Below are 20,386 nucleotides of genomic sequence, written 5' to 3' on the forward strand. Positions count from 1 at the left end.
CAATCGCCAACCTCAAAACCTGGCGAATACTCCACACCGGCTACCGCAGACCCATCCACACCTTCCCACAAACCATCACAACAGTCATCGCACTAGAATTCTACAAAAACAGTTTTGCATAACCCTCTAGGGCGGTCACCTGGTCGGGCGGGTATGCTCGTCCCGCCGCGACACACGTGCGCGAAGAACCGGCCCGCCCCACGCACGCGGGCGCCCGCCTGGCCGACGAACGCGGCGGGGAGTTTTGAGGGACGACGCGAGTGCGCCGCGACCAGCCCCTGGACCGACCAATATGATCCTGAACCGGGGTGGCGACACGCAGGCATGCTTTTTCTCACAGGATGTGGCCGTTCTTGACCCAAACAGGCCCAGAGCGGCCACATCCTGTCAGTTTTGGCACGTCCTTCCAGGTACACCGGGTTCGGGTCGTCTGGCGCGCCCGGCCGCTAGAGCACTGCGCCGGGCCGGTAGGCGGTCGCCTCGGGGTCGGCTGCCGGTCCGCCCCGCGCACGCGGGCGCGCGGTGGGCCGGGATCCAGCCGCTGGGGCCGTGGTCGGGTTCACTCCATGATGCGAATGGCGTGGTAGCCCTCGTGGACCGCGTCGAGGATCTTGCGCGGACCGACCGCGTCCCCGATGACGGCGACGTCATCGCAGACCGCCAGGCAGGCCTCCTCCAACTCGTTCGACGCCGTGAAACCGGCGGCGTTCAGGACGGTGTCGGCCGGGATCGTCACGGTCTCACCGTCCTTCTCGTAGCTGAGCGAGCCGGCCGAGATGTCGGTCACCCTGGCGCCCGCGACGACGGACACGCCGCGCTCGGCCACCATCGCGCGCAGGTGCTGGTCGTTGTTGAGGCAGTGCGCCGCGGCCGCGAGGATGTCGGGGAGCATCTCCACGATGGTCACGCTGTTGGCGTCGGGCGCGATGTCGCACGCGGCCTCGGTGCCGGCCAGCCCGCCGCCGATGATCACGACGTTCCGGCCGACCTCCACCTGGTGCGTGAGATAGTCCGTGACCGGGATGGCGTTCTCGATGCCGGGGATCGGCGGCACCGCCGGGACCGAACCCGTCGCCAGGATGATCTTGTCGACGTCCACGTCAGCCAGGGTCTCGGCCGTCGCCTCCGTGTCCAATGTGATGGTCACGCCCAGCTTCCGGCACTGGGTCTCCATGGACTCGATGAGGCGGATGATGTCGTGCTTGAACTCGGGGCCGCCGGCTGGCCACAGGGTGCCGCCCAGCCTCCCGGACTTCTCCAGCAGCTCGACGTCGAAGCCACGCTGCCGAGCGGTGATGGCCGCCTCCATGCCACCGGGGCCGCCGCCGATCACGAGCACGGAACGCCTGGTGCCGTCGGGCTTGGGCAGGGCGTACGCCTTCTCGGCGTAGCACTGGGGGTTGACGGCGCAGTAGTAGTGCTTGCCCGAGAAACCGGCGAGCAGGCACTCGTTGCAGCCGACGCAGGGGCGGATGTCCTCGTCCCGGCCCTCCTGGACCTTCCTGGGCCAGTACGGGTCGGCAAGCAGCTGGTGGGCGAGCCCGACGTAGTCGAGGGTGCCCTCCTCGACGACCTGCTTGGCGAGACCCGGTTCGATGAGCTTGCCGTCGCCCAGCAACGGGACGGACACGACCTCCCTGATGGCCCGCTGGACGTCGAGCTTGTGACCGGGCGCCGAGTAGACGGTCGTGATGGCCTGGAACCACTCCTCGTAGCAGCCGGTGTCGACGAGCAGGGCGTCGACCCCGGCCCGCTCCAGGATCTTCGCCATCTCGACCCCCTCGTCGAGGGTGCGGAAGCCCTCCACCCGCTGGTGCGGGGTGAACTTGACGATGATGGGCATGCCCGCTGGGATGTTCGAGCGCATGGCCTCGATGCACTCGAGCGTGAAACGCATCCGGTTCTCGAGGCTGCCGCCGTACTCGTCGGTACGGTTGTTCCACTGGGTGGAGTGGAACTGGTCGAGCAGATAACCGCCGTAGGCGTGCAGCATCACGGCGTCGGCGTCGGCGTTGACGGCGAGGCTCGCGGAGTAGCCGACCCGCTCGACGAGATAGTGGATGTCCTCGACGGCGAACGGCTTGCAGATGAGCTCGGGGAACCAGAAGGAACTCACCGAGCCGGCCGAGTAGGGCGGGGTGAAGGGATCGGTGAACTGCTGGCGGCCGAGGCCGGGGGAGATCTGCACACAAACCTTCGCCCCCCAGTGGTGGCAGCGGTCGATGAGCATGTTGAGGCGCTCCACGTGGTGGAAGTCCGAGAGCTCGGTGCACGGGCGCGGCTCGTACCGGGTGGAGACCACGTTGGCGCCGGTGACGATGAGACCGGCGCCGCCCTTCGCGCGCTCCTCGAAGTAGTCGATGCCCTCGTTGCAGTAGGCGCCGTCGGCCTCACCGGTCGTGCCCATGGGCGACATGAAGATCCGGTTCTTGAGTTTCATGGCGCCGATCTGCGTACGGTCGAAAAGGGTTCTCATGGCTCTCCCCTCTCTCTGGCAATGAGCCATTCATGGGGGCATGGTAAGACGCGGGTGTTTCCGTCGCCCACACAATTGGAGGAGAATTCTCGCCAGTTCTGCTGATTCTTTATAACACCGGGCACCGCCTATTTTTGTCCCCGTCACGGGCTGAGCAGAGCCTCTCCTTTTAATGTGAGGAATTCGCTCCGGCGCGCTCCTTTCAGGGCTGTTTCGTCATGCCCTCTGACAACCGGTTCCGTTGCGACCGGGGTCTCTCCCGGTAGTTGCGCCGGTGCTCCGGCCCGCTCCCGGGCGCTGACCCGGTGCCGTCGTGCCGTCGCACGCGGTCCGTCGACCGCGCGAGGGCATCCCCGTCGCCAGCCGGGGCCGGGCCCGGCCGCCGAACCGGAGCCCGTGTGCGCGGGCCCCAGGACCCCGATCGTGATCGACGCCCGGACGTCCCGGTCCGCGAAGGAGCGTGACTGTTCACATATGTGCATGTTTTCATGAGTGTGGACTGGATTGACCCCTTGGGTGGAGGCGTATTTTTCCTGACCATGTTAATTTTTCAAGGAAGTCGCGTTCACATATGTGAACAATAGATGTTGCCGGGGATGGTCCTGGCGGGGGATAAAGGTAATGCGGCACGCGCCCCGCGACGTGGCGGGAGTCGCACCAAATCGTCCTGTGAGGAAGGAACACACAACCATGGCCATCGTCCGTACGATCACCGGCGACGTGGCGCCCGAGAGCCTCGGTGTCGTCAATGCCCATGACCACCTCATCCGCGTCGGTGCCGGTGAGGTCTACATCGATCCCGATCACCTGCTCGACGACGTCGACAAGGCGGCCGAGGAGGCCCGTTACTTCGTCGAGGCGGCCAAGCGCTGGTCGCCCAATGCGACCGTCATCGACATGTGCCCGGCCTCGAGTGGTCGCGGCGTCCTCAAGACCCTCGAGGTCGTCGAGAAGGTCCCCGGCCTGCACGTGGTGCAGGCGACCGGTTTCCACCAGCAGAAGGTCTACCTCGAGTGGCGCCAGAGCTGGGTCAACCAGTACACCGTCAACCAGATCGCCGACCTGCTCATCGCGGACATCGTCGAGGGCATCGACCGTTTCGACTACATGGGCCCGATCGTCGAGCGCACCACCGTCAAGGCCGGTGTCATCAAGTGGGCCACCGCCTACGGGAAGATCACCGACTGGGAGCGCAAGTCCGGCAAGGCCGTCGCCATCGCCTCCAAGGAGACCGGGGCGCCGATCAACACCCACGTCACCGCGGGCACCTGCGGCCCCGAGCAGGCCCGTTTCCTCATCGACGAGGGCGTCGACCCTGCCAAGATCGCCATCGGACACATCCAGCGCAACTGGGACCCGTGGGTGAGCGAGCAGATCACCAAGCTCGGCTGCTACGTGGAGTTCGACGGCACCAACCGCATCAAGTACGTGCCCGACAACGCCCGCGTCAATCTGGTGCGGGTGCTCGGTGAGAAGGGCTACGGCAAGCAGATCCTGCTCGGCACCGACTCCGGCAAGGCCTCCTACCAGAAGGTCTACGGCTCGGTCTCGGGCCTCGACTACGATCCCGCGGTCTTCGCGCCGCGTCTGCTGGCCGATGAGGGTTTCGAGGAGTCCTACGTCGAGGACCTGCTCATCAACAACGCCAAGACCTTCTTCGCGTTCGATCCGCTGAGGGGCTGAACGACATGGCGAGCAGTCCACGTCTTCAGATCGCCCTGGACACCTTCGACCTGCCGTCCGCCCTCGGCCCGCTGCAGAAGGCGGCCGGGGACATCGACGTCATCGAGTGCGGCACCATCCTGGTGCTGTGCGAGGGCTACCACGCGGTGCGGGCCATCCGCGCCCTGTTCCCCGACAAGAAGATCCTCGCCGATGTGCGCATCGCCGAGGCGGGCGCCAAGATCTCCCGGCTGGCCTTCGAGGCCGGCGCCGACATGGTCTCCTGCGTGGCCGGTGCCTCGCTGACGACGATCCAGCAGGTCTGCAAGGTCGCCGCCGAGTTCGGGGGCGAGGTGCAGGTGGAGCTGGCCGACGAGTGGTACGACGTCGAACGCGCCAGGGCCTGGCGCCAGGCGGGCGTGCAGCACGTCATCGTCAAACGCTCCCGCGACCGGGAGGCCGCCGGCGACCTGAGCTGGAAGCCCGACGACATCGCCCGGATCGACGAGCTCGCCGCGCTCGGGTTCACGGTCACCATCACCGGCGGCATCTCGCCGAAGGACCTGCCTGTCTTCGCCGGGCACCCGGTGGGCATCGTCATCGCCGGACGCTCCATCGTCGAGGCAGACGACCCCGCCGCGGCCGCGCACGAGCTCAAGAGCACCATCGAGCAGGTGTGGCATGAGTGAACTGACCGACGGCATCACGCTGGGCATCTACGAGAAGGCGCTCATCGGGAATCCGCTGCAGACCAGTGACGAGTGGCGCCGCTTCCTCGACCAGGTGCCGGCAGCCGGCTTCAGCTTCCTGGACATCTCGATCGACGAGAGCCCCGAGCGTGAGGCCAGGCTCGAGTGGAGCCAGGACATGCGCCGCATGGTCAGGGCAGCCGCCGAGTCGGCCGGCACGATGATCGGCGGCCTGTGCCTGTCACTGCACCGCAGGATCGGCCCCGGCTCGGCTGATCCGGCAGTGCGCGCCCACGCACGGCGGATCATGGCCCAGGGACTCCAGCTCTGCCACGACCTGGGCATCAGCGTCCTGCAGGTGGCCGGCTACTACTGCTACTACGAGGAGCCCAACCCCGACGCGGAGCGGTACTACGGTCAGCTGCTGGCCGACGCCGTCCCGATGGCCGCCCGACTGGGTGTCGTCATGGGCATCGAGAACGTCGACGGCACCGACGTGACCTCCGTGCGTAAGGCGATGCAGTTCGTCCGGGAGGTCGACTCCCCGTATCTGCAGGTGTACCCCGACCTCGGCAACATCGCCGAGCAGGGCATGGACCCCGTCACCGAACTGGAGGCCGGGCGCGGCCACATGGTGGCCCTGCACGCCAAGGACGTGCGGGTCGGGGAGCCCCGGCGCGTCGACATGGGCACCGGCATCGTCGACTGGGACCACAGCTTCGATCTGCTCAAGGCCCAGGGCTGGGCCGGCCGCATGATGATCGAGATGTGGAACGACGACGCTCCTGACTCCAACGAGCGCTCCAGTCGGGCCCGGCAGTTCATCGCAGAGCACCTCACCAAGGCCGGCATACCGGTCCTGTAAGGGCGCGCACCGCGCCCGTCCCCCTGCACCAGCCGGCCGCTCGACGAGAACCCGGCAGGCGGGTGCGTCCCCCAACGACACAATCCCCATCGCTTCGACGTTCGAGGAGGAACGTTCCCATGCTGGAAGCACTGAAAGAAGAAGTGTGCGAGGGCAACATGGCCCTTCCGCGCCACGGTCTGGTCATCTGGACCGGAGGCAATCTGTCGGCCCGCGACCCGCGGACCGGTCTGGTCGTCATCAAGCCCTCGGGCGTACTGTACGACCACATGACACCCGACGACATGGTCGTCGTCGACCTCGATGGCAAGGTCGTCGAGGGCAGCCACGGTCCGTCCTCGGACACGGCCTCCCACCTGTACGTCTACCGGCGCCGCGAGGACGTGCAGTCGGTGATCCACACGCACTCGACCTTCGCCACCGCGTGGGCGGCCACCGGGCAGCCCATCCCGTGCTGTCTCACCGCGGTCGCCGACGAGTTCGGCGGTCCCGTCCCGTGCGGCGGTTACGCGAACATCGGCACCGAGGAGATCGGCGAGCAGATCATGGCCCACATCGGCGACTCGCCGGCCATCCTGCTCAAGCAGCACGGCGTGTTCACCATCGGGGCCACTATCGAGAAGGCGGTGAAGGCCGCCGTCATGGTCGAGGATGTGGCCCGCACCATCACCTACGCCAAGATCGTCGGCCAGATCGAGGACCTCCCTCAGGAGGCCATCGACGCCAACCACGACCGCTACATGAACCGCTACGGCACCGCTGCCGCGTCCACGGGGGTGAGCGAATGAGCAAGTACGAGATCTCCACCATCGGTGAGGGACAGATCCGCCTGACCTGTTTCAAGGGCGAGCGCCTCATGAGCGCCCACCAGCTGCGCATGACCGCGGCCTGCTCCGAGGCGAACGTCGCCGGCCTGCTCAGCCAGCTCGGCCGCAGGGCCTCGTGGGCCTCGGTGATGCCGCGCGGTGAACTCGCCGACCGGGTCGTCAACGAGTTCCGGGGCGTGGGCGTGGACGTGTCCAACGTCGTCATCAAGCCCGAGGGCCGGGTCGCCCTCTACTTCATGGAGCCCGGCGAGTACCCGATGCCCGCGAAGGTGGTCTACGACCGCGAGCACACGCCCTTCCGCTCGGTGACCAGTGCCGACCTCGACTGGGACGACATGCTCGACACCGAGCTGGTGTTCGTCACCGGCATCACCGCGGCCCTCACCGAGAACACCGCCGCCGTCATCACCGAGTTCGTCGACCGCGCCGCCGACCGGGGCGTCAAGATCGCCCTCGACGTGAACTACCGCTCGCTGCTGTGGGACACCGCCCGGGCCCGCCGGGTGCTGGAGCCGATCGCCCGCAAGTCGAGCATCGTGTTCTGCTCCCGCCGCGACGGCGAGGCCGTCTTCGGCGTGCAGGAGCCGGGGCAGAGCGCCTGCCGTGCGCTGCGCGAACTGTTCGGTGCACCCACCGTCGTCTCCACCGACCAGGTCGACGGCGTCTACCTGTCCGACGAGGCACGCGGCGACAAGACCTTCGAGGTCACCCGCGTGCCGGTCCTCGATCGCCCAGGCGCCGGTGACGCGTTCGTTGCGGGAACCCTGCACGGCTTCCTCGCCGGCGACGTCGAACAGGGCATCAAGTACGGGCAGCGCACCAGCGCGTTCGCCCTGACCCACTACGGCGACCTGACACGGCTGTCGCCCAGTGAACTCGACATTCCCACCACCACGGACATCGTCCGCTGAACCAGCGGGCCCAGCGCCCGCCCCGGGACCGCCCCCGGGGCGGGCTGTCCCCGTACAGAAAGAACTGATCAATGAGTACTGTGAATGCGGAGCAGACCGCTCTGCAACAGATCGACTCGAGGCCGTTGACCGGCCACCAGAAGAGCCTCATCGGGCTCGCCATCGTCGGGAACATCTCGGAGTTCTTCGACATGTTCCTCATCGGATTCGTCGTGTCCCTGCTCACCAAGCCCTGGAACCTGACGGGCACCGAGACCGGCATCATCCTCGCCTGCTCCGGCCTGGGCACGGTCGCCGGCGCCATCATGTGGGGCCGCCTGGCCGACAAGATCGGCCGCAGGCGCACCTTCTTCTGGTGCGTCCTGCTGTTCGTCACCTTCACCGTCATCTCGGTGTTCACCCCCGACCGCGGCTGGGCCATGCTCGCCGTGCTGCGCGTCGGCGTCGGCATCGGCGTCGGCGGCCTGAACATCACCTCGATCCCGTACGTCCAGGAGTTCGTGCCCGCCAAGCAGCGCGGCCTGCTGTCCGGTCTGGCCTCGGTGTTCATCCCGCTCGGCCTGTTCCTCGGCTCGCTGGCGCAGAAGGCCTTCCACGAGAACTGGCGCCTGCTCATCGGTCTGGGCGCACTCCCGGTCTTCCTGCTCTTCTGGATCCGTGCCGTGCCCGAGTCACCGCGCTTCCTGCAGACGAAGGGCCGTCTCGACGAGGCGCGTGCCTCGCTGGCCTGGGCTCTGGAGATCCCCGCCGAGGAGCTGGGCTCTCTGCCCGAGGTCAAGCAGGAGGCCTCGGCCTCGTACGCGACGCTGCTGCGCAAGCACCTGAAACCGCTCATCATCGTGATGCTCGGCTCCTTCTGCTTCATCCTCGGCTCCTTCACCGTGCAGTCCTGGGGGCAGACACTGCTCCAGACCGGCTACGCCAAGAGCGCCAGCACGGTGGGCACGTTGTTCATGTTCGTCTCGCTCGCCGATCTGCTCGGCCGGCTCGGCTCGGCCTGGCTCGCCGACCGCATCGGGCGCCGTTGGACGATGTTCCTCTTCGGTGTCATCGGCGCCGCCGGCTCGCTCATCGTGGCCTTCGCGGCGCACATGCAGGCGAGCTGGGTGATCTTCTTCATCGGGATCCTGGTGACGATGGGCTTCGGCGACGGCGCCTTCGGCATCCTCAACGCCTTCGGCGGCGAGCAGTTCCCCAACGACGTGCGGTCCACCGGCCTGGGCCTGGGCTACGGCATCGGCTCGAGCGCCAAGGTCTTCGGCCCGGCCCTCATGGGCGCGATGATCGGCGGCAACGCCGTGCAGCAGAACGTCACGCTCGACGCGGTGTTCCCCGCCTTCGTGCTGTTCGCCGTGCTGCTCCTGCTCGGCGGCATCATCTACCTGTTCGCCAAGGAGACGAAGGGGGTCGCGCTGGAGGAGATCTGAGACTCCGCCACCACACACCGGGACCGGGCAGGGCCGTCAGGGCCGTGCCCGGCCCCGGCCCGTCCGGGCTCTGGTGCGGCTGGCCGAGCCGGCAAGGGGCCCCTTAGGCTGGTGGGGGGACAGGAGGGCGATCTGACGTGACGACATTTCTCATCATCGGCGGTGCGGGCGTGGCCCTGCTCCTGCTCGCGCTCATCGTCGGCGACGTCCTCGACGGCGTCCTCGGCTCCACCGAGGGCCTCCTCGACTCGGACGTCTTCTCAACCGCCGGGCTCGCCGGCCTGGTCGGCGGCTTCGGCTTCGGCGGCGCCATCGGCCTGGGCGTCAGCGGCAGCAATCTGATCGGTGTCCTGTGCGGGCTGGTGCTCGGCGTCACGCTGGCATACGGGGCCACGAAACTCACCCGGGTGCTGCGCCACCAGGGCAGCTCCAACACGGTCCGCACGGACTCGCTCGTCGGCTCCGAGGCGAGCGTCATCACCGCCATCCCAGCCGACGGCTACGGTCAGGTGCGGCTGTCCCACAACGGTCATCTGGTCACCATCTCCGCGCGTTCCGCCATCGCCATCGAGGCGGGCTCGCGGGTGTGGATCAGCGAGGTCATCACGCCGACGGCCGTCGGCGTGCACCCGATCGACGCCCTGCCCGCCGGCGATGCGGGGCAGTAGGGAAGCTTCCAGGTATCGCCCTCTGGCGTGCCGGGCCCGGCGTCCACTACCGTTGCCCGGTCCACCACTCACCACCGAAGGAGAACAGTGCAAGGTATCGTCACAGCAATCATCGGGGTGATCGTCCTCCTCGTGCTCATCGGCCTGCTCATCGCGAGCCGTTACCGCGTGGCAGGCCCGAACGAGGCGTTCATCGTCACCGGGCGCCGCGGCAAGGAGGTCATCAACCCCGAGACCGGCATCGTGTCCACCGACCTGTCCGGCCAGAAGGTCGTCATGGGCGGGGGCGTCTTCGTCATCCCGTTCATCCAGCGGCTGTACGTCATGGACCTGTCCAGCCGGCGCATCATGGTCCAGATCCGCGGCGCCGTCTCGGGGCAGGGCATCAAACTGAACCTGGACGGTGTCGCCATCGTGAAGGTGGGCGGCAACGAGGACTCCATCCGGGCCGCCGCCCAGCGCTTCCTCACCCAGCAGGAGCAGGTCGAGTCCTTCACCCAGGAGACCCTCGCCGGCTCGCTGCGTTCCATCGTCGGCGGCCTGACCGTCGAGCAGATCATCCGTGACCGCGCGGCCTTCGCCCAGCGCGTCGCCGACGAGTCCGAGACCTCCCTCACCGGCCAGGGGCTGGTACTGGACACCTTCCAGATCCAGGACATCACCGACGACGGCACCTACCTCAGCGATCTCGGCCGCCCCGAGGCCGCGAAGGTGCAGCAGCTGGCCGCCGTCGCCGAGGCCGCCTCGCGGCAGGAGGCCGAGCAGGCCCGCATCATCGCCCAGCAGGAGATCGCGATCTCCGAGCGTGCGCTCATGCTGAAGCAGGCCGAGATCAAGGCCGAGACCGACGCGGCAGCGGCGCAGGCGGCGGCGGCCGGACCGCTGGCCCAGGCCGACCGGGACCAGGCCATCCTCGCCGAGCAGGAGAAGGTGGCCGTGCGCCAGGCCGCACTGAAGGACCGCCAGCTCGACACCGAGATCCGCAAGCCCGCCGACGCCGAGCGCTACCGCATGGAGACCGAGGCCGAGGGCCGCAAGAACGCCGAGATCTTCGAGGCCGAGGCCGCCAAGGCCGCCGCCATCGCCTCCGCCGAGGCCGACGCCGAGAAGTCGCGTCTGATCGGTGTCGGCGACAAGTCCCGCCGGACCGCCCTCGCCGAGGCCGCCGCCATCGAGGGCGCCAAGCAGGGCGAGGCCGAGAAGTCCCGCCGTCTCGCCGAGGCCGAGGCGCTCCGCGCCGAGGGCGAGGCCCAGGCCGCCGCCATCCTGGCCACCGGCCAGGCCGAGGCCGAGGCCATGAACAAGAAGGCCGACGCCTACGCCCGCTACAACGACGCCGCCATCGTCGAGATGCTCGTCAACGCCCTGCCCCAGGTGGCAGAGAAGATCGCCGCGCCGATGAGCAACATCGACAAGTACACGGTCATCAGCGCCGACGGCGCCGGCTCCGGCCCCAAGCAGGTCACCGGCACCGTCGTCGAGACCATGGAGATGATCAAGAACGCCACCGGCGTCGATCTGCAGGAACTCGCCTCGAACTACGCCAGGAGACGTGTCGAGGGCGATCAGATGGCCCAGTGATTCGCCGTCGTGACGGGCTGAGGGCAGCCGGTCGCGGTTGTTCGGGCCCGCACCGTGGGGCATCTCACGGTGCGGGCCCGTCTCCGTAAGATGGTTCCGTGACTTCCCCCTCCGAGCCCCGACGGCGCGACGAGGGCAGACCCGAGCGGTCTGCTCCCGGACGCGCCACAGGTCTCGTCGGGTCGCTCCGTGCCCAGTGGTCACGAAGACCCTGGTACCGTGCCGTGCTCCTCGCGGTGGCGCTCGTCCTGGTCGTCGTGCTCGTCCTGGTCCGCTGCGCAGGCCGGGCCGCCGATCCGCATGCGCCGGACGCGACCGGGTCGAACAGCGCCGGCCGCAACCCCAGTGCGGTCCCCAGCATCTCAGTGGGCTCCAGCGAGGCCCCGCTGCCCGCCGCCGTGACGGGCAACCCGACGACGGCGACCGTCATCATCAACGGCGTGACCCTCAAGGCCACCCGGGACGACCGGGGCTACTGGCACTCGAACATCGCCTCGACCGGCCAGTGGCGGATCGCGGGCCTGGACGTCGAGCCCGCCAAGCAGACCGCCACCGTACACACCTACGCGGTGCAGGTCGAGGAGGGTCTTCCACTCGACGTCGACGCCACGGCCACCCAGATCTCCTCGATCCTCAACGACGAGCGGGGCTGGACCGGGTTCCAGGAGAACAGTTTCCAGCTGGTCTCCGATCCCGCCCGGGCGGATTTCACGATCTACGTGGGCAGCGCCGGCACGGTCGACGAGCTGTGCTGGCCCGATGACACCGAAGGCCTGGTGGACTGCCGCAATGGCGACCGGATCGCGCTCAACATCGACCGCTGGCTGTTCGCGGCGCCACCGTACGAGGGCCAGACCGTCGACGCCTACCGCACCTATCTGGTCAACCACGAGGTCGGCCACTACATCGGTTTCGGCCATGTGCCCTGTCCCGGCGAGGGCCGGCCCTCCCCGATCATGGTGCAGCAGACCATCGACCTGCAGGGCTGCGTACCGGCCTGGTGGCCGGCCGAGGTCGGCTACACCTGAGACGAACGATCCATCGGGAGGCATGCTGTTTCCAACAGGATCTGGCCGTTTCAGGCCGAAAAAGCGAGGAAACGGCCAGATCCTGTTGGATTTGGCATCCCTGCCCCCGCGCAACCAGCACGGGGGTGCCTGACCCTGCCACGTGACAGGAAACCCCGCACATCAGTCGATGAGGTCGGCGGGGTCGTTGGCGATGATGGGCACGATGCGGTGCCCGATGGCCGCCTCGGGGTGCAGCCCGAGCCATTCCACCAACTCCGCGGTGATCCACCACATCATCGTGACCACCTGGAAGTGCTCGTCGCCGAGCGTGCTGACGGACCAGCCGCAGCCTGCCATCTCGTCCAGGGTCGAGCCCTCCAGCAGGGGGATGGCCCTGCTCATCTCGGCTAGGGGCGCGGTGGGTCCGACCGGGAGCAGCCAGGGCTCGTCGGGGCGCGTCTGTCGGTCGGCCGGCCGGCAGGCATTGACCCGCAGCACCCCGTCGTGCAGCATCCCGCTGATCTGCCAGCGCAGGGCCGGGTTCAGCGGCATGAGCGGCCGGTCGAGCCGGACGCTCGCGACCGGCAGCTCACCGGGGGTGGTCACCAGGGCCGCGGTCGGCCCCTCGCCCCGGCTCAGCCAGCCACGGCCGACGACCGGGCGCGAGGGGTCCAGGACGGGGGCTCCTGAGGCTCGTCCCACGATCATGCAGGTGAGCTCAGGTGGACGACTCGGCCAGCTCGACGCCGGCCTCGGCCATCGCCTTGCGTGCGGCCAGGCCGAGTTCGGGGCTGACCGGCTCGGTGAGATCGGTCAGCACGCGCACCTGGTAGCCCCGGCCGAGTGCGTCGAGCGCGGTGTCCTTGACGCAGTGCGACTCGGCCAGGCCGACGACGTCCACCGCGGTGACCCCGTGGCGGGTGAGGATCTCGTGCAGCCCATCGCCCTCGTCGTCGACGCCCTCGAAACCGGAGTAGGCGGCCGCGTACTGCCCCTTCCTCACCTGGGAGTCGGGGCGGAGACCGGCCAGGGCCGGGTGGAGCCGGGCCTCGTCGCTGCCCGCGATCCCGTGGGGAGGCCAGCTGTCGACGAAGTCGGGGTTCTCGGAGAAGTGCTCACCGGGATCGATGTGCCAGTCCTGGGTGGTGACCACCAAGGTGTAGTCGTCCCGATGGGCTGCGACGTGGTCGGCGATGCGGTGGGCGACGGCGTTGCCCCCGGTGACGGCCAGCGAACCGCCCTCGCAGAAGGTCGGCTGCACATCGACGACGAGGAGGGCGCGGCGGGTCTGCGGTGGGTTCATGCTCGGAGCCTACGCCGGTGCGCACCGGTCGGGAACCAGGAGCGTCCGGGCGGTTGTCCGCCCGACGGCGCGGGTCGGTCGGCTGCGCAGGGGCACCGACGGACTACCGTTGGACGGGTGATGGATCGTCGGTGCTCGCGCAACGGCTGCAATGAGCGTGCAGTCGCCACCCTCACGTTCGCCTATGCCGATTCCACGGCTGTCCTCGGTCCGCTCGCCGCGGCGGCCGAGCCCGGCAGCTACGACCTGTGCGCACGGCACGCCGGGTCCATGAGCGTGCCGAGGGGCTGGGACGTCATCCGGGTGGAGGCGCCCGATGGGCGACCCCCCGAGCCCGATGAGGACGACCTGCTCGCCCTGGCCAACGCCGTCCGGGAGGTCGGGCTGGCCGCCGAACCCGAACCGGTGACGCCGGACGAGGACGGCGTCGTCGAGCTGGCCCACCGCGGCCATCTGCGCGTCATCGCGGACCGCCGGCGCTGAGCGCCGCCCGGTCGTCGGTGCGACGGGCCGCCCCGAGGGATCGGCAGCCGCCATCGGGCAGCAGCCCGGACCCCGCGTGCCCCCATGGCAGGGGACCCTGGCAGCCTCCACTCGTCCCGGAGCGGCCGGCGCCCGGCCGTCGATCCGACGTGACGTCCCCCGCACTGGTCTAGGGTTGTCCCCATGGTTAACGAGTTCGCCGAAGGCTTCCCGGCCCTCATCGCCTTCGACCTGGATGACACCCTGGCCCCCAGCAAATCGCCCCTGCCCGACGCCATGGGCGCCACGATGCGTGACCTGCTGGCCGTGCGGCCCGTGTGCATCATCTCGGGCGGCCAGTTCGGCCAGTTCAAGACCCAGGTGCTCGATCGCCTGCCGGCCGACACCGACCTGAGCGGACTTCACCTCATGCCCACCTGCGGCACCCGGTACATGCGGTTCGTCGACGGCAGCTGGCGGGAGTTGTACGCCCACGACCTCGAACCCGCCCAGCGCAGGGCAGCCATCGAATCGATCGAGCGGCGCGCCGTCGAGCTCGGTCTGTGGGAGCCGGACGAGTTCGTCGCCGGCGAGCGCATCGAGGACCGGGGCAGCCAGATCACCTACTCCGCGCTCGGACAGGAGGCCGCCGTCGACGACAAGAAGGCGTGGGATCCCGACGGCTCGAAGCGCAACGCCCTGCGTTCGGCGATCGCCGACGACCTGCCCACCCTCGAGGTGCGGGCCGGTGGCTCGACGTCCATCGACATCACGCGCCACGGCATCGACAAGGCCTACGGCATCGAGCAGTTGTCCGAGCAGACCGGTGTCGCGCTGGCCGACATGCTCTTCGTCGGGGACCGGCTCGCCCCCGGCGGCAACGACTACCCGGTGCGTACTCTCCACGTGCCCTGCCACGAGGTCACCGGTCACGAGGAGACGCTCGCCTACCTACGTCGCCTGATCCCGGTGCTCGCCTCCGGCGAACGGCCCGCCGCGGAGCTGCTGGACCTGCTCGAGCCCCTGTCCTGAGCCGCTGCACAGGCCGCCTTCCCCGCGGGATGGGCCGGCCCGCGCCGGGCGGCTCGGTGTCTTCCACGTCACCTCTTCCGGGCGTATTTTTCGGTTGGCCCGCGCCGGGCGGATCGGTGAGATCGCCCGGGACGGGGCATCATTGATCTCGAACCCAACAAAGGAGCCAACACGATGCCCACTGAGGCCGAAGTGATCCTCTCCCCAGACTTCCTGCAGATCGCGGCCTGCCCGAGCTGCCATGCCAAGCTCGCCGTCGACTACGACCACGGTGAGCTCGTGTGCACCAGCACCGACTGCGGCCTGGCCTATCCGATCATCGACGGCATTCCCGTCCTGCTGATCGACGAGGCCCGTCCCACCCTGCCCAGGTGAGGCAGATGAGCGACTTCGACGACTCCCTCCTCGACGATCAGGACGCGCTGAGCCGTATCGACGAGCAGCTGCGCGCCCTGGCCGGTACCGGTGCGCGCATCCGCATGGACGCCGCCGAGCTCTGCCACCCAGACTTCGGTCCCGATTACCGTCCCCGGGGCATCGTCATCGTCGGCCCCGAGGCGCGTCTCGTGCGTGCCCTGCTCGAACCCTGCTGCCCGGTGCCCGTGGTGGCCTGGCCGTTCGCCGGGCTGCCCGCATGGACCGGCCCGCTCGACCTCGTCGTCGTCCTCGCCGGCGCCGCCGAGGTGGGGCAGGACGAGGTCTCCAGCGCCTCCGAGGCGGTGCGCCGCGGTGCGGCGGTGCTCGCCGCGGCTCCCGACGACTCGCAGGTCGCCAGGGCCGCCGGATCGTCCTCGACGGTGCACATCCGTACCCGCAGCGCCGACGCGCTCGGCAGCGCCGTCGCCGCGATGAGCGTCCTGCACGAACTCGGGTTGTGCCCACCGGTGAGGCCCGCAGACGTCGCCGAGACGGCCGACATGGTCGCCGAGGAGTCCAGCCCCTTCCACGACCTGTCCGGCAACCCGGCCAAGGACCTCGCCCTGGCGCTTGCCGACGCCATGCCGCTGACCTGGGGCGGTTCGGTGCTCGCCGCCCGCGCCGCCCGGCGTGTCGCCGAGGCACTGCGCAGGGCCAGCAGCCGGCCGGCCCTGTCCGCCGTCAGCGGCGAACTGCTGCCGGTCATCGAGGGCGCGCCGGTGCGCGACCCGTTCGCGGACCCCGAGGACGGCCCCGCCGAGCTGCGTCCGGTGCTCGTGGTCTTCGACGACGACGAGCACAACCCGGCCATTGACGAGCAGCGGGACCGGCTGGTCGCATCGGCCGGCCTGCACGACGTGCGCGTGTGCACCATCAGCGCCACCACCGGGGGGACTCTCGACCGCTACGTCACGCTCCGCCAGAAGGGTCTCTACGGCGCCGCCTACCTCGAGTTGGGGCTGTCCGGCCAGAATTGATCGGGCCGTCACGATCCATCCGCGAGTGAGGAACAATGGGAGCCCGCTGCACGGCACATCCCCGTACCCTGCATGGAACCACGACCGAAGGCGCGACCCCGCATGAGTGAAGAAGGCGGCACCAAGGCCACCATCGCAGCGCTCGCCGCAAATCTGGCGATCGCCCTCACCAAGTTCATCGCCTGGCTGCTCACCGGAGCCAGCTCGATGCTGTCCGAGGCCATCCACTCACTGGCCGACACCGGAAACCAGGTGCTGCTGCTCATCGGGGGCAAGCAGGGCTCCAGGGGCCCCAGCGAGACGCACCCGTTCGGCCACGGACGCCAGCGCTACATCAACGCCTTCCTCGTCTCGGTCATCCTGTTCAGCGTCGGCGGGCTGTTCGCCATCTACGAGGCCGCCCACAAGGCCGGCGAGGTGCTCGCCGGGGCCGGGGACGAGATGATGACCTCCCGCTGGTGGTGGGTGCCCATCGCCGTGCTGCTCGTCAGCGCGGTGGCCGAATCCCTCAGCCTGCGCACCGCACTCGCCGAGACCCGCGAGCAGCGCAGGGGCAGGGGAGTCATCGGTTTCGTCCGGGCCACCAAGTCGCCCGAGCTGCCGGCCGTCCTCCTCGAGGACCTCGCGGCCCTGGCCGGCCTCATCCTGGCCCTCGTCGGCATCGTCCTCACCCTGGTCACCGGCAACGGCATCTACGACTGCATCGGATCCGGGCTCATCGGCCTGCTGCTCATCGCGGTCGCCGTCCTGCTCGGCCACGAGATGCAGTCCCTGCTGCTCGGCGAGTCCGCCAGCCCCGAGACCGAGGCCCAGATCGTGGCGGCCCTGACGAGCACGCCCGGCGTGGAGAGCGTCATCCACATGAAGACGGTGCACACCGGGCCCGAGCAGATCCTGGTCGCCGCGAAGATCGCCGTCACCCGTACCGAGAGCGCCGAGTACATCGCCGCCGTCATCGACGTCGCCGAACGCAATGTGCGGTGGAACGAGCCGCGGTGCGAGTACATCTACCTGGAACCCGACATCAGGCGTTCGGGCTACCGCCCGACCCGACGCAAGTTCTGAGCCCACGCAGACCCGGGACGTGGACGACAGAGGGCCCGGACCGCTCCTGCGGGCCCGGCGCCCTCTGTCGTCGGTGAGGGACGATCAGCGATCGGGCCCCTTGTCCTTGCCCGGCTTCATCTGCTCCCAGATCTCCTTGCAGGTGGGGCAGACGGGGAACCGGTCGGGGTTGCGGGTGGGCACCCAGACCTTGCCGCACAGGGCCACGACGGGCGTGCCGGTCACGAGCGCCTCGGTGAGTTTCGCCTTCGGGACGTAGTGGCTGAAACGCTCCTCGTCGCCCTCCTCGTAGGTGGGCTGGGTGCGTTCCTTGACGATGGTTTCAGAACCCGGTGCCAACTGACTCATGTGGTCATCGTCCCACATCGGCGAAGCCGTGGCGTCCTGCGGCGAGAGCCCGCTTCGACCAGGACAAGAGCCCGCCTCGACCAAGACATGGGCGGGCGTGCTTTGATGGGTCGCTGTGACCGGCGCAATCTCCAGATCCAGCGGGCCGAGGACGAGCCCGCTGCTCGTCGTCGGCATCCTCGCCGCGGTCCTGACGACGGCGTTCGAGAGCTACGGCACGCTGACGGCCATGCCGTCGGCCGCCGCGCAGTTCGGGCGCATGGACCTGTACGACTGGGCATTCACGGCGTTCATGATCTTCCAGGTGGTGGCCATCGTCATCGGGGGACGCCTGTGCGACCGGATCGGCTCGGTCATCCCCCTGGCCGGCGGCATGAGTATCTTCACGGTCGGCCTCGTCGCGGCCGGCGCCTCGGTGTCGATGCACATGCTGCTCGCCACGCGCGCCGTGCAGGGCTTCGGCGCCGGTATGAGCAACGTCGCCCTCATGGTGCTCATCGGCCGGGTCTTCGCCGACGAGCGGAAACCGGCGATGATGTCGGCCTTCTCGTTCTGCTGGGTCCTGCCGAGCTTCGCCGGGCCGCCGGTGGCGGCCTTCGTCACCGAGCACTTCGGCTGGCACTGGGTCTTCTGGGGCCTGATCCCCGTCGTCGGTTTCGCCCTGGGGATCAGCTGGGCGCCGCTCATGCGGGTGCGCGGCCGCGACCTGGCCGCCATCGACGAGGAGGGCCCCGATCCGGCCAACACGCCGGTCCCGCTGTGGGCGGCCGTCTGCGCCGCGCTGGGCGCCGCGATGATCCAGTACGCGGGGCACCGGCTCGACCTGGTGGGCGCGCTCGTCGCGGTGGCGGGACTCGTCGTGCTGCTGCGCCTGGCGATCCCGGCGCTCATGCCGGCCGGTTTCCTCCGGCTGGGCAGGGGCCTGCCCTCGGTCATGGCCGCCCGCGGGCTGGAGAACGGTGCCTTCATCGCCTCCGAGACCTATCTGCTGCTCATCCTCACCCAGGAGCACGGCATGGACCTGGGCCGCGCGAGCATCCTGCTGTGCACCGGATCGATCGCCTGGGCCATCAGCGCGTGGGCGCAGTCCCAGCGGTGGATGCGCGGGCGGATGCGCCGCGACCGCATCATCGTGCTGGGAGCCTGGCTGTGCACGCTCGGTGTCGCGGCCATGCTCGTCTGCGCCCTCGCCGAGGCCCTGCCGGTGCCCGTGCTCATCGTCGGCTACGCCACGGGCGGCTTCGGCATGGGCCTCATCGCCTCCAGCACCTCGCTGGCCGTCATGGCCCTGTCCGACCCGGCCGTGCTCGGGCGCTCCACGTCGTCTCTGCAGGTCTCCGAGGGCCTGCTCAACTCGCTCATCACCGGGGTCGCCGGCTCGGCCTACGCGATGGGAGCGGGCAGCGCCGCCTGGCCGGTCGTCTTCGGCTCGGTGCTTGCCGTGACGACGACCGCCGCTGCCATCGGCCTCGTCGCCGCCTCACGCATCGGTCCGGTGCACGACCCGGCCTGACCCTCGGCCGTCGGGGCTCCAGATTCCCCGGTCTGCCTGTGCACAACTGGGGCGGCCCGCCTTGCCCATGGCATCCTTGAGGCGTGAGCGAAGATCCCAGCACCGACCAGAACCAGGGCTCAGGGTACGGTTACGGTCAGCAGGCCGACGACCGGATCGGCCGGCAGGACGAGGGCGGCCAGGCCGCCCAGCAGCTGCCCCCGGCCGGGTGGTACCCCGACCCGCACCCGCAGGGCGGCGGCCAGCGCTACTGGGACGGCGCCCAGTGGACGCACAGCACCCGCCCCGATCCGGCAGCCACCGCCTCGGGCCGGGCCGGGACTGCTCCCGTCACCCCGGCCCAGCCGCAGCCCGCCCAACCGGATCAGGGCCGGCCGCAGTCCGACCACTCCCGGGCTCAGCCCGGCTACTCGCCGGCCCAGCCCGGTTATCCTCCCATCCAGCAGGGGCAGCCGCAGCCCGGCTACGGCCAGGGCGGCTACCCCTACGCCGGCGGCTACCAGCAGCCCTGGCGCACCGAGGCCGGTTTCGCCTACCCGAGCGGCCCAGCCACCGCCGACGGCGTGCGGCTCGGCAGCTGGGGCGCCCGATTCGTCTCGTGGCTCATCGACAGCATCCTGCTGGTCGTCATCCAGGCCGTCGTCCTGCAGCTCTTCTTCCGCGACATCGTCACCGCCATGACGCAGTGGCAGCAGGACATCGTCTCAGCCCTCCGCAGCGGCTCCACCGACTACCCGCTCAGCCCCACCGACCCCGTCTACGGGGTGACGACCCAGTGGTACGTCTACCAGGTCGTCGTGCTCGTCCTCGGCTTCGTCTACTTCCTGCTCCTGACCCACTTCAGGGGCGCCACCCTCGGCCAGCAGGCCATGGGCCTGCGCGTCGTGCCGGTCGACCGGGGCCGCGTGCCCGCCGGCCTTGGCTGGGCGCCCAGCCTCATCCGCATCGGTGTGCTGTGGGCCGGCAGACTGATCGGCCTACTCCCCGTCATCAGCCTCGTGGGGGGCCTGGTGCAGCTCGCCGACGTCATCTACGGCCTCGCCAACAAGAAACGTCAGACGCTGCACTGCAAGTTCTCCGGCACCCAGGTCATCTCGACCCGCCCGTGATCCCCGCGGGGCGCCCGCGCGGGGGAAGCGGGGCCACCTTGTGG

At 69.3% G+C, this 20,386-nt stretch carries 20 protein-coding genes; 16 read left to right on the plus strand and 4 right to left on the minus strand.

Annotation, left to right across the window (positions count from 1 at the left end; translation table 11 throughout):
• Positions 1–559: 559 nt before the first annotated feature.
• Complete coding sequence (locus tag D9T14_RS10810) at positions 560–2,476, minus strand: NAD(P)/FAD-dependent oxidoreductase (protein WP_119162540.1); 1,917 nt, start codon at positions 2,474–2,476, stop codon at positions 560–562.
• Positions 2,477–3,166: 690 nt separating this feature from the next.
• Here D9T14_RS10810 and D9T14_RS10815 point away from each other — a divergent pair.
• The 9 genes from D9T14_RS10815 to D9T14_RS10855 all read left to right on the plus strand — a co-directional run bounded on the left by D9T14_RS10815 (position 3,167) and on the right by D9T14_RS10855 (position 12,134).
• Positions 3,167–4,159 (plus strand): phosphotriesterase family protein, encoded by a 993-nt coding sequence (locus D9T14_RS10815; protein ID WP_119162541.1) that lies wholly within the window; start codon positions 3,167–3,169, stop codon positions 4,157–4,159.
• 5 nt (positions 4,160–4,164) lie between these two features.
• Complete coding sequence (locus tag D9T14_RS10820; RefSeq protein ID WP_119162542.1) at positions 4,165–4,827, plus strand: 3-dehydro-L-gulonate-6-phosphate decarboxylase; 663 nt, start codon at positions 4,165–4,167, stop codon at positions 4,825–4,827.
• Entirely contained in the window at positions 4,820–5,692 is an 873-nt protein-coding gene (locus D9T14_RS10825; protein ID WP_119162543.1) for an L-ribulose-5-phosphate 3-epimerase, read from the plus strand. The genes D9T14_RS10820 and D9T14_RS10825 overlap by 8 nt, the downstream gene beginning before the upstream one ends.
• Before the next feature lie 119 nt (positions 5,693–5,811).
• Positions 5,812–6,480 (plus strand): L-ribulose-5-phosphate 4-epimerase, encoded by a 669-nt coding sequence (locus D9T14_RS10830; RefSeq protein WP_119162544.1) that lies wholly within the window; start codon positions 5,812–5,814, stop codon positions 6,478–6,480.
• Positions 6,477–7,430, plus strand: a complete 954-nt coding sequence (locus D9T14_RS10835) for a sugar kinase (protein WP_119162545.1) — start codon at positions 6,477–6,479, stop codon at positions 7,428–7,430. The genes D9T14_RS10830 and D9T14_RS10835 overlap by 4 nt, the downstream gene beginning before the upstream one ends.
• 71 nt (positions 7,431–7,501) lie before the next feature.
• A complete protein-coding gene (locus tag D9T14_RS10840; RefSeq protein ID WP_119162546.1) occupies positions 7,502–8,857 on the plus strand; it encodes an MFS transporter in 1,356 nt (451 codons plus the stop codon).
• Positions 8,858–8,994: 137 nt separating this feature from the next.
• A complete protein-coding gene (locus D9T14_RS10845; protein WP_119162547.1) occupies positions 8,995–9,525 on the plus strand; it encodes an NfeD family protein in 531 nt (176 codons plus the stop codon).
• 87 nt (positions 9,526–9,612) lie between these two features.
• The gene (locus tag D9T14_RS10850) at positions 9,613–11,106 is read left to right on the plus strand and encodes a flotillin family protein (RefSeq protein ID WP_119162548.1); all 1,494 of its coding nucleotides are present in this window, start codon (positions 9,613–9,615) and stop codon (positions 11,104–11,106) included.
• Between the two features lie 98 nt (positions 11,107–11,204).
• A complete protein-coding gene (locus tag D9T14_RS10855) occupies positions 11,205–12,134 on the plus strand; it encodes a DUF3152 domain-containing protein (protein WP_126464207.1) in 930 nt (309 codons plus the stop codon).
• A 162-nt stretch (positions 12,135–12,296) separates the two neighbouring features.
• Here D9T14_RS10855 and D9T14_RS10860 read toward each other — a convergent pair whose 3' ends face one another.
• Complete coding sequence (locus D9T14_RS10860; RefSeq protein ID WP_119162550.1) at positions 12,297–12,824, minus strand: hypothetical protein; 528 nt, start codon at positions 12,822–12,824, stop codon at positions 12,297–12,299.
• 10 nt (positions 12,825–12,834) lie between these two features.
• Positions 12,835–13,419, minus strand: coding sequence for an isochorismatase family protein (locus D9T14_RS10865; protein ID WP_119162551.1), 585 nt, complete (start codon positions 13,417–13,419; stop codon positions 12,835–12,837).
• Positions 13,420–13,539: 120 nt separating this feature from the next.
• Between D9T14_RS10865 and D9T14_RS10870 the strand changes: the two genes are divergently transcribed.
• The 5 genes from D9T14_RS10870 to D9T14_RS10890 all read left to right on the plus strand — a co-directional run bounded on the left by D9T14_RS10870 (position 13,540) and on the right by D9T14_RS10890 (position 17,372).
• Positions 13,540–13,902, plus strand: coding sequence for a DUF3499 domain-containing protein (locus D9T14_RS10870; protein WP_119162552.1), 363 nt, complete (start codon positions 13,540–13,542; stop codon positions 13,900–13,902).
• Between the two features lie 183 nt (positions 13,903–14,085).
• Positions 14,086–14,913 carry an HAD-IIB family hydrolase gene (locus D9T14_RS10875; protein WP_119162553.1) on the plus strand — a complete coding sequence of 276 codons (828 nt, stop codon included), beginning with the start codon at positions 14,086–14,088 and terminating at the stop codon, positions 14,911–14,913.
• A 174-nt stretch (positions 14,914–15,087) separates the two neighbouring features.
• Positions 15,088–15,288, plus strand: coding sequence for a Trm112 family protein (locus D9T14_RS10880; protein ID WP_119162554.1), 201 nt, complete (start codon positions 15,088–15,090; stop codon positions 15,286–15,288).
• A 5-nt stretch (positions 15,289–15,293) separates the two neighbouring features.
• A complete protein-coding gene (locus tag D9T14_RS10885) occupies positions 15,294–16,307 on the plus strand; it encodes an SIS domain-containing protein (protein WP_119162555.1) in 1,014 nt (337 codons plus the stop codon).
• A 102-nt stretch (positions 16,308–16,409) separates the two neighbouring features.
• Complete coding sequence (locus D9T14_RS10890; RefSeq protein ID WP_119162556.1) at positions 16,410–17,372, plus strand: cation diffusion facilitator family transporter; 963 nt, start codon at positions 16,410–16,412, stop codon at positions 17,370–17,372.
• 84 nt (positions 17,373–17,456) lie between these two features.
• Here the strand turns inward: D9T14_RS10890 and D9T14_RS10895 are convergent, their stop codons facing one another.
• On the minus strand, positions 17,457–17,720 hold the full coding sequence (locus D9T14_RS10895; protein ID WP_119162581.1) for a DUF3039 domain-containing protein: 264 nt from the start codon (positions 17,718–17,720) through the stop codon (positions 17,457–17,459).
• A 115-nt stretch (positions 17,721–17,835) separates the two neighbouring features.
• On the opposite strand from D9T14_RS10895, the gene D9T14_RS10900 reads away from it, so the two are divergent.
• Entirely contained in the window at positions 17,836–19,233 is a 1,398-nt protein-coding gene (locus D9T14_RS10900; RefSeq protein ID WP_119162557.1) for an MFS transporter, read from the plus strand.
• 83 nt (positions 19,234–19,316) lie between these two features.
• Positions 19,317–20,342, plus strand: coding sequence for an RDD family protein (locus D9T14_RS10905; protein ID WP_119162558.1), 1,026 nt, complete (start codon positions 19,317–19,319; stop codon positions 20,340–20,342).
• The last annotated feature ends 44 nt before the right edge of the window (positions 20,343–20,386 follow it).

This window comes from Propionibacterium australiense, assembly GCF_003666605.1.
Classification (GTDB): Bacteria; Actinomycetota; Actinomycetes; order Propionibacteriales; family Propionibacteriaceae; genus Propionibacterium; species Propionibacterium australiense.